At 65.0% G+C, this 9,565-nt stretch carries 6 protein-coding genes and 3 pseudogenes; 7 read left to right on the top strand and 2 right to left on the bottom strand.

Annotation, left to right across the window (positions count from 1 at the left end):
- Positions 1-321: 321 nt before the first annotated feature.
- Positions 322-2,484: a malate synthase G gene (locus EN745_RS22555; RefSeq protein ID WP_127422292.1), complete on the top strand. Its 2,163-nt coding sequence runs from the start codon at positions 322-324 to the stop codon at positions 2,482-2,484.
- A 394-nt stretch (positions 2,485-2,878) separates the two neighbouring features.
- On the opposite strand, the gene EN745_RS22550 is transcribed toward EN745_RS22555, so the two are convergent.
- Positions 2,879-4,411 (bottom strand): YifB family Mg chelatase-like AAA ATPase, encoded by a 1,533-nt coding sequence (locus EN745_RS22550; RefSeq protein WP_127422291.1) that lies wholly within the window; start codon positions 4,409-4,411, stop codon positions 2,879-2,881.
- A 214-nt stretch (positions 4,412-4,625) separates the two neighbouring features.
- On the opposite strand from EN745_RS22550, the pseudogene EN745_RS37675 reads away from it, so the two are divergent.
- The 3 genes and pseudogenes from EN745_RS37675 to EN745_RS37125 all read left to right on the top strand — a co-directional run.
- Positions 4,626-5,402, top strand: a pseudogene (locus tag EN745_RS37675) (calcium-binding protein); the annotation flags it as partial.
- A gap of 145 nt (positions 5,403-5,547) precedes the next feature.
- A pseudogene (locus EN745_RS37670) lies at positions 5,548-5,795 on the top strand (hypothetical protein); the annotation flags it as partial.
- A 52-nt stretch (positions 5,796-5,847) separates the two neighbouring features.
- A complete protein-coding gene (locus tag EN745_RS37125; RefSeq protein WP_245487797.1) occupies positions 5,848-6,141 on the top strand; it encodes a hypothetical protein in 294 nt (97 codons plus the stop codon).
- A 56-nt stretch (positions 6,142-6,197) separates the two neighbouring features.
- Here the strand turns inward: EN745_RS37125 and gshB are convergent, their stop codons facing one another.
- Entirely contained in the window at positions 6,198-7,139 is a 942-nt protein-coding gene (gshB, locus tag EN745_RS22540) for a glutathione synthase (protein WP_126057230.1), read from the bottom strand.
- Positions 7,140-7,355: 216 nt separating this feature from the next.
- Here gshB and EN745_RS22535 point away from each other — a divergent pair, with 216 nt between their 5' ends.
- The 3 genes and pseudogenes from EN745_RS22535 to EN745_RS22525 all read left to right on the top strand — a co-directional run.
- On the top strand, positions 7,356-8,591 hold the full coding sequence (locus EN745_RS22535; protein ID WP_127422290.1) for a glycosyltransferase: 1,236 nt from the start codon (positions 7,356-7,358) through the stop codon (positions 8,589-8,591).
- Positions 8,588-8,989 (top strand): GtrA family protein, encoded by a 402-nt coding sequence (locus tag EN745_RS22530; protein ID WP_245487795.1) that lies wholly within the window; start codon positions 8,588-8,590, stop codon positions 8,987-8,989. Before EN745_RS22535 ends, EN745_RS22530 begins: the two co-directional genes overlap by 4 nt.
- A 164-nt stretch (positions 8,990-9,153) precedes the next feature.
- Positions 9,154-9,565 (top strand): annotated as a pseudogene (locus EN745_RS22525) (GtrA family protein); the annotation flags it as partial.

Below are 9,565 nucleotides of genomic sequence, written 5' to 3'. Positions count from 1 at the left end.
GTTCATCGAGGCGCATGTGGTGGCGGTGGCATCGGGACGGCCAAGGATCGCGGTTTAGTGGCAATCTCCCCCCTTGAGGGGGAGATGTCGCCGAAGGCGACAGAGGGGGTCGCCGCGCGTAGAGCGCTAACGCTTCGGTTGCAGCAAGAGCGTCGCGTCCAGTCGCACCAACCCCCTCTGGCCTGCCGGCCATCTCCCCCTCGAGGGGGGAGATCAGCAGCCTCGCCGACGGCAATTCTCCCCGCCTTCACCCTAAGCTGAATTGACCCTTCACCCCTGACATGCCAAAGGCCGCAAAGCCTTTCATCTGGAGAAGCCCTGATGTCCGATCGCGTCGAGATCGCCGGATTGCAGATTGCCCGCGAGCTCAATGACTTTGTCGCCGGCGAAGTGCTGCCCGGCACCGGTATTGCGGCCGATGCTTTCTGGAACGGCTTTTCCGCCATCGTCCACGACCTCGCGCCGAAGAACCGCGCGCTGCTCGCCAAGCGCGACGCCATGCAGGAAAAACTCGACGCCTGGTACCGCGCCAATGGCGCGCCGCTCGACATGAGCACTTACAGGGCCTTTCTGAAGGAAATCGGCTATCTGGTGCCGGAAGGGCCGGCCTTCAGCGTGAGCACCGACAATGTCGATCCCGAGATCGCCGTCGTCGCCGGGCCGCAGCTGGTCGTGCCGGTGATGAATGCGCGCTATGCGCTGAATGCGGCGAACGCCCGCTGGGGTTCGCTCTACGACGCGCTCTACGGCACCGACGCCATTCCCGAGACCGGCGGCGCCGAGAAGGGCAAGGGTTTTAACCCGGCGCGCGGCGCCAAGGTCATCGCCTGGGCCAAGGATTTCCTTGACCAGTCGGTGCCGCTCACCTCTGGCAAATGGGCCGGGGTCAACGGGCTTTCGTTTGTCAACGGCATGCTGCGGCTGGGCGAGGGCGCCGGTGTCACGACACTTGCCGATCCCAGGCAATTCGCCGGCTATCGCGGCGATGCCGCCAACCCGCAAGCCGTGCTGCTGGTCAGGAACGGCCTGCATATCGAGATCGTCATCGACCGCGCCAACCAGATCGGCCGCACCGATCCGGCGGGGATCGCCGACGTCATCCTGGAATCGGCGCTGACCACCATCCAGGACTGCGAGGATTCGGTCGCCGCAGTCGATGCGCAGGACAAGGTCGTGGTCTACCGCAACTGGCTCGGCCTGATGAAGGGCGATCTCGCCGAAGAGATCAGCAAGGGCGGCAAGAGCTTTGTCCGCAAGCTCAACCCCGACCGCACCTACACCGCGCCGTCCGGCGGCGCGCTGACGCTGCCCGGCCGCTCGCTGATGCTGGTCAGGAACGTCGGCCACCTGATGACCAACCCGGCCATCCTCGACCGCGACGGCAATGAGGTGCCGGAAGGCATCATGGACGCCGCGCTGACGGCGCTGATTTCGCTGCACGATGTCGGCGCCAGCGGCCGCCGGGCGAATTCCCGCGCCGGCTCCATGTATGTGGTGAAGCCGAAGATGCACGGGCCGGAGGAGGTCGCCTTCGCCGTCGAGATCTTCGACCGCGTCGAGGCCCTGCTCGGCATGGCCAAAAACACCATCAAGATGGGCATCATGGACGAGGAGCGGCGCACCACCGTCAACCTCAAGGAGGCGATCCGCGCCGCGCGCGAGCGCGTCGTGTTCATCAACACCGGCTTTCTCGACCGCACCGGCGACGAGATCCACACCTCGATGGAAGCCGGCCCGATGATCCGCAAGGGCGACATGAAGCAAGCCGCGTGGATTTCCGCCTACGAGGCCTGGAATGTCGACACCGGACTGGAGTGCGGGCTTGCCGGCCATGCCCAGATCGGCAAGGGCATGTGGGCGATGCCCGACCTGATGGCGGCGATGCTCGATCAAAAAATCGCCCATCCCAAGGCCGGCGCCAACACCGCCTGGGTGCCGTCGCCGACGGCGGCGACATTGCATGCCACGCATTATCACAAGGTCGACGTGCATGCCGTGCAGGCGGCGCTGAAGAGCCGGCCGAAGGCAAAGCTCGACGACATATTGTCGGTGCCGGTGGCGGTGCGGCCGAACTGGACGCCGGACGAGATCCAGCGCGAGCTCGACAACAATTCGCAAGGCATTCTCGGCTACGTCGTGCGCTGGATCGACCAGGGCGTCGGCTGCTCGAAAGTGCCCGACATCAACGATGTCGGCCTGATGGAAGACCGCGCCACGCTACGCATCTCTTCGCAGCACATCGCCAACTGGCTGCGCCACAAGGTGTGCTCGGAAATTCAGGTGCGGGATTCGCTGCAGCGCATGGCGGCGATCGTCGACCTGCAGAATGTCGGCGACCCGCTCTACCGGCCGATGGCGGCCGACTTCGACAATTCCATCGCGTTCCAGGCCGCCTGCGACCTGGTGTTCAAGGGCACAGTCCAGCCGAACGGATATACGGAGCCGGTGCTGCATAGACGGCGGCTGGAGCTGAAGGCGCGGTAGCCGCTGGCTGATCGCCTGAACGGCAGCGGCCCGTCATGGAACGTTTCCGATGTATTTCAAACCGACATAGGGCCCGCCCACCGCAACGTTGCCGTTGTTGCTGTTGGGCACCGCAAGATGAGATGCAGCGGGCTTCCTGCTCTTCCGGCCTGGCTTCACGGCAGGCTTTCGTGCGCCCTGTTTGACCTTATGGTTTCGAGTGCCTTGTTTTGCGACTTGGTTCCGTGCGCCAGGTCCTCCTTGACCTGCGGCCGAAGCGTGCAGGACACTGCCCAGCAGCAAGGCGGCGGCGGCGGTTACGGCAATCCCCTTCCTGAACATGCCCGTCATCCCTCCAAAAGGTTCACTTCGGCACTAGCCTATATGTTTTGCCTACGCGCGGCATCCGGCGGCTCTACGCCGCCTGCGCCATGCGCTCCGCGCTCATCCGGTAGGAAATCGCTTCGGCGAGATGGATGCGCCCGACGGTCTCGCTGGCGTCGAGGTCGGCCAGCGTGCGCGCCACTTTCAGCACTCGGTGATAGGCCCGCGCCGAAAAGGCGAGCTTCTCGCTGGCGTCCTTCAGCAGCGTCAGGCCCGCGCTATCCGGCCTTGCGATCTCCTCGATGATCGCGGGCGGGCAATGCGCGTTGGTCGTGGCGCTGGCGGCGCCAAGCCGTTCGAGCCGCTCGCGCTGGATCGCGCGGGCGCGCGCCACGCGCTGCGCCACCGAAGCGCTGGCCTCGGCCTTGTCGGGCCGGATCAGGTCGCTGGCCGAGACCGCCGGCACCTCGATCCTGAGGTCGATGCGGTCGAGCAGCGGGCCTGATATGCGCGCCTGGTAATCGGTGCGGCAGCGCTCGCCGCGCAGGCAGCGATAGCCGGGCTCGCCCGACATGCCGCAGCGGCACGGGTTCATCGCCGCGATGAGCTGGATGCGCGCCGGATAGGTGACGCGGTGGTTGGCGCGCGCGATCACGCAGTCGCCAGTCTCCAGCGGCTGGCGCAGCGCATCCAGCGTCTGCGGCGTGAACTCCGGCAATTCGTCGAGGAACAGGACGCCGTGATGCGCAAGCGAGACCTCGCCGGGCCGGGCCCGCAAGCCGCCGCCCACCATCGCCGCCATCGAGGCCGAATGATGCGGGGCGCGGAACGGCCGCCGGTCGGTGAGCTTGCCTTCGCCGAGTTCGCCCGCCACCGAGGCGATCATCGAGACTTCCAAAAGTTCCTTCGGCGCCAGCGGCGGCAGGACCGACGGCAGCCGCTGCGCCAGCATCGACTTTCCAGAACCTGGAGGCCCGACCATCAGCAGATTGTGACCGCCGGCCGCCGCCACTTCCAGCGCCCGCTTGGCGCTCTCCTGGCCCTTGATGTCGGCGAGGTCGGGCAGGTCGCGCGCGGCAAGCTGGATGCCGGCCTCGGGCCGCGACAGCACCTGCGTGCCGCGAAAATGGTTGGCGATCGCGATCAGGCTGCGCGGCGCCAGGATGTCGAAGTCCTTACCGGCCCAGGCCGCCTCCGGTCCGCAGCCGAACGGGCAGATCAGGCCCTTGTTCTCGGCATTGGCGCCGATTGCCGCCGGCAACGCGCCGGCGACCGCCGCGATGGTGCCGTCGAGCGACAATTCGCCGAGCACGACATACCCGGCCAACATATCGCCCGGAATGGCGCCGAGCGCCGCCATCAGGCCGAGCGCGATCGGCAGGTCGTAGTGGCTGCCTTCCTTGGGCAGGTCGGCCGGCGCGAGGTTGACGGTGACCTTCTTCGACGGCATCGACAGGCCCGACGCATGCAGCGCGGCCTGCACCCGCTCGCGGCTTTCCGCCACCGCCTTGTCCGGCAGGCCGACGATCTGCATGCCGACCTTGCCCGGCGCGATCATCACCTGGACATCGACCGGCACGGCCTCGATGCCCTGGAAAGCGACCGTGCGAACCCGCGCCACCATCTTGCTCTGCCCCCACTATCCGCCCGCCGGTCCTGCGATCAGGCGGCGAGCGGGTCAACCAAGACAACCACAGATTTTCGGATTGATCAAGAACATTACAAGAACAAATGCCGACGCCGACTGGAGAAACGGATTCCCACTCGACACACATAATTAACCACATCGGAAAAAGGCGGGGCGCGGCCGGGTTTGTCACCGATCCGACGCGCGTACGATGCTATCGTTGGGATCGGGGGGCATCCACAGCACGTCCAGGCGCGAAGGCGAGGAAGACAGGATGCCGACCTTAAGCAATGGCAGCGAGCTCACCGTATGGGAAGAAACCGACAATCCCAATCCGAGCCCTGACGCGGTCCTTTTCAGCATTACCGAAACCGACGGCGATGTGATCGGGCCAATAGGAGCAAAGCCGGATTTCCCGTTCGGTGGGATCGACCTGGCTTCGGTCGATGTCTTCGACGGCTTCTTCACCATCACCAGCTTCACCAACGAGGGACGAACCGAGACCTGGACGACGGTGGAGACGCAGGTCTTCGACAATGAAGGCAATCTCATCCGCACCTTGTCCGACCAGGCCGCTTTCATGTCGGCCCAGATTGTCTCGGTCAACGCCGACAGCCCCGACACCATCACGGTGACATGGATCGGCGCGAACGAATATTTCGGCGGCGAAAACACCCAGTACGGACAGCATCAGATCATCCTGGAAGGCGGCGCGCTGCAGCCCGACAGCTTCGTCAATCATGCGCCCAGCGCCGCCGATCTGAATGTGTCGGTTTCGCAGGGGCAATTTCTCGACGACATCAAATTCAGCGCCGCGGATGCCGACTACGATCTCCTGAGCTTTATCGTCGTGGACGGGCCGGACCACGGCGCCCTCGAGCAGAGCACGAGTTTCGACGGCAACTACTACCCGTTTCACCAGGGTCACTACGGCTCGAGCCTGCACTATCATGCCGACTTTCTGAACGGCAATCTGTTTGACTACACGCCCGAGGCCGGCTTCGTCGGCACCGACAGCTTCACGGTCTACGCGACCGACGGCCAGGGCAACAGCAATGTGGCGACGATTACGATCACGGTAACGCCGCCGGCCGAATCCATCGCGCTGAGCGACGTCACGAATGTCGTGAGCTATGGAAGCCACGATCGTGCCGTGCTCGTCGCCGCGCTGGGCGGTGGCGACCGCATCAGCGGCACCCCGTTCAACGATACGCTCGACGGCGGCGCCGGCCACGGATTGGCTGAAGGGCGACGCCGGCAACGACGCGATAAGCGGCGGTGCGGGCACCGACGGAATCCGCGGCGATACGGGCGACGACGCTCTCGACGGCGGCGCCGGCTCAGACGACCTGCGCGGCGGTACTGGCGACGACATCCTCAATGGCGGCGTCGGCCGCGACTGGCTGGCCGGCGACGCGGGCCGGGATGTCTTCGTGTTCGACGCACTCGGACCGGCCAACTACGACCGTATCGTCGACTTCAAAGCGCTTGACGATGTGTTCCGGCTGGACAGCTCCGCATTCGTCGGGCTGTCGGCCGGCCCGCTTTTTGCTGCCGTCTTCACGGTCGGCAGCGAGGCCATCGATGACAGCGACCACATCATCTATGACGACGCGACCGGTGCTTTGCTGTTCGATCAGGACGGGGCGGGCGGGGCGGCGGCCGTCCAGTTCGCCACCGTGGACCCGGGCACCTGGCTCACTGCGGACGACTTCTTCGTGGTCTAGACGCGGAATCGGCGAGCCGCAGTTGCACGGAACCAGGCGCGGTTGCAACGTTGCCGTTACCGCCTTTTGCCCTCGACGCAGTCCCAGAACAGGCTGGCGATGTCGGCGCCGCCGAAGCGCTGGACCTCGCGCACGCCGGTCGGCGAGGTCACGTTGATCTCGGTCATGTAATCGCCGATGACATCGATGCCGACGAGGATGAAGCCGCGTTCTCTCAGGGAAGGCCCGATGCGGGCGCAGATCTCGCGTTCGCGCTCCGTCAGCTCGGTCTTTTCGGCGCGGCCGCCGACATGCATGTTGGAGCGCGAATCGTGCTCGGCCGGCACGCGGTTGATTGCGCCCACCGGCTCGCCGTCGATGAGGATGATGCGTTTGTCACCCTTGCGCACGTCCTTCAGGTAGCGCTGCACGATATACGGCTCGCGGAACATCTGGCCGAACATTTCGAGCAGCGAGGCAAGGTTGCGATCGGCCTCGTGCAGATGGAAGATGCCGGCGCCGCCATTGCCGTAGAGCGGTTTGACGATGATGTCGCCGAACTCCTTGCGGAAGGCGGCCACCTCCTGCGGATCCTTGGTGATCAGCGTTTCCGGCATCAGTTCGGGAAATTCGGTGACGAAGATCTTTTCCGGGCTGTTGCGCACCCAGGCCGGGTCGTTGACCACCAATGTCCCAGGATGGATGCGCTCCAGGATGTGCGTGGTGGTGATGTAGTTCATGTCGAAGGGCGGGTCCTGCCGCAAAAGCACGACGTCCATCTCCGACAGATCGGTGCGCACCTTCTCGCCCAACGAGTAGTGATTGCCCTTCTCGTCGCGCACCTGCATCTCCTCGATGCGCGCGAACACCTTGCCGTCCCGCATCGACAGCCGGTCGGGCGTGTAATGGAAAAGCTTGTGGCCGCGCCGTTGCGCCTCGAGCGAAAGGGCGAAGGACGTGTCGCCGGCGATCGACACGGTGGAGACATGGTCCATCTGGACGGCGATCTTCAGCGGCATATGGGCTCTCCGGCGGCTCTGTCGCCGATATAAGGAAATCGGCGAGGTCTGCCAATCGCGACATTTTGAAGATTGCATCAGCAAGGCGCAAACCCAGTCGGATTGCAGACAAGGCGAGAACCCGCGTCATCGTTTTCTTAAGCCTTGCCATGCAAGGGTGGTTCGAATGAGCCCGGCCCTGCAGACGCCGGACCGGTCCTTGATGGAACAAGAACCATGAACGCCGTCACAACCATCCGCGCCGCCCAGACCAGGCAGCTCGAGCTCACCATCCTGATGCCGTGCCTCAACGAGGCCGAGACGCTTGCCGTCTGCATCGGCAAGGCAAAGGCCTTCCTCGACAAGGCCGGCATAGCGGGCGAGGTGCTGATCGCCGACAATGGCAGCACCGACGGCTCCCAGGACATCGCGACAGCTATCGGCGCCCGCGTCGTGTCGGTGCCGCAAAAGGGCTACGGCGCTGCCCTTCTTGGCGGCATCACCGCCGCCAGGGGCCGCTTCATCATCATGGGCGACGCAGACGACAGCTATGATTTCAGCGCGCTGGACGCGTTCGTGGCACGCCTGCGCGACGGCGCCGACCTGGTCATGGGCAATCGTTTCCGGGGCGGCATCGAAGCCGGCGCCATGCCGCCGCTGCATCGCTACCTCGGCAATCCGGTGCTGAGCTTCATCGGCCGCCTGTTCTTCCGCATCACGACCGGCGATTTCCACTGCGGCCTGCGCGGCTTCAATGCCGAGGCCATCAGAAAGCTCGATCTGCAGACCACCGGCATGGAGTTTGCCAGCGAGATGGTGGTGCGCGGCGCGCTTGCCGGGCTGCGTATCGAGGAGGTGCCGACCACGCTCAAGCCGGACGGCCGCAGCCGCCCGCCGCATCTCAGGACCTGGCGCGACGGCTGGCGGCATCTCAAATTCCTGCTGGTCTACAATCCGCGCTGGATGTTCTTCATCCCCGGCATGGTGCTAGGTGGCCTGGGCACGCTGTTTGCGGCTCTGCTGGTGTTCGGCCCGCTCAGGGTGATCAACAATCTGTCGCTCGACCTGAACACCTTCGTGGCCGCCTGCTTCATGATCGTCACTGGCGTGCAGCTCATCACCTTCGGCGTCATTTCGCGCTACTATGCCGAGGTCACGGGCATCCTGCCGCGCAGCCGGGGCTCCGACTGGCTGACCAGGACCATCAGCACCGACCGCCTCGCCGCCAATGCCGGCATTTGCTTTGCCGGCGGCTTCTCGTTTTGCGCCTATGCCGTGCTGCGCTGGGCGAATCTCGGCTTCGGCCCGCTGGACGATTCCGAAATCCCGCGCATCGTCGTACTCGGCCTCAGCCTGATTGTGATTTCGTTCCAGGCCTTCTTCTCGGCATTCCTGCTCGGCGTCCTGGAAATTCCGGTCAAGCGGTTGAGAGCCGGCCAGTCCAGTGATCTGCCGGCGGGCGAAAACCGATGATCGACGCGTTGCCGGACCTTATCCAGAAGACGCGCCTGTTCCGCTTCCTGGTGGTCGGTGTCGGCGCCGCCCTGCTCCTGTTCGTGCTTTCGTGGCTGCTGGTTTCGCTTGGCCTCTCGCCGTTCGCAGGCAGTGCCGTTGCCTACGCGATCGCCTTCATCGTCGCCTATTCCGCGCAACGCGGCTGGACCTTCGGCGCAGAGCATGATCATGCCACCGCGCTGCCGCGCTATCTTGCGCTGCAGGCCGGATGCGCTGCCTTTTCCGGCCTTGTCTCGCATGTCGCGGTAACGCGTTTTGGCCTGTCGCCCGTCGCCATGTCGGCGTTGACCACGGTCGCGGCAAGCGCGCTGAGCTATATCGTGTCGTCGGCTTGGGTGTTTCCGGCACGCGGCTAGCGCATCTGCATCGAGCTTTACGCTTTGTGAAGCGAGCGGCGCTAGCCTGCGGCACCGAACAACCACCCGAAAGTCGATCCATGTCCGCCGTCCATGCCGCGATTCCTTCCGGGAAAGCCGCCCGAGCCGCCTGGCGAATGGACCTTCTGGCGGCGCTGCTCACCATGCTGGTGGTGCTCCTGGTCAACGCCTATTCGGGATTTCCGGAACTGACCAACAATGGCGGCGACAATGACAGCATGCTGCGCATGGTCGAGGTTCGCGATCTTCTCTTCGGCCAGGGCTGGTTCGACCTGCACCAGTACCGGATGGGGCCGGAAGGCGGCTTTGTCATGCATTGGTCGCGGCTGGTCGACGCACCGCTCGCCGCCATCATCCTTGCGGCCTCGGCACTGACGGGCAGCGCCGCCGTCGCGGAGGATGTCGCACTGGTTGCGTGGCCGACGCTGCTCTTCGGGGCCGCCGTATTCTACCTCACCCGGGCCGCGCGCAGCTTTGCCGGCGAGCGGGCTGTGCTGCCCGCGGTGGTCGTCGGCGCTGCGGCGCTGCATTTCAGAGGCATCTTTTCCCCGGGTG

Origin of the sequence: Mesorhizobium sp. M4A.F.Ca.ET.022.05.2.1, from assembly GCF_003998845.1 — a bacterium.
Taxonomy (GTDB): domain Bacteria; phylum Pseudomonadota; class Alphaproteobacteria; order Rhizobiales; family Rhizobiaceae; genus Mesorhizobium.
The sequence above is the reverse complement of the archived record's forward strand: the minus strand, read 5'-3'. Positions and strand labels throughout refer to the sequence as shown.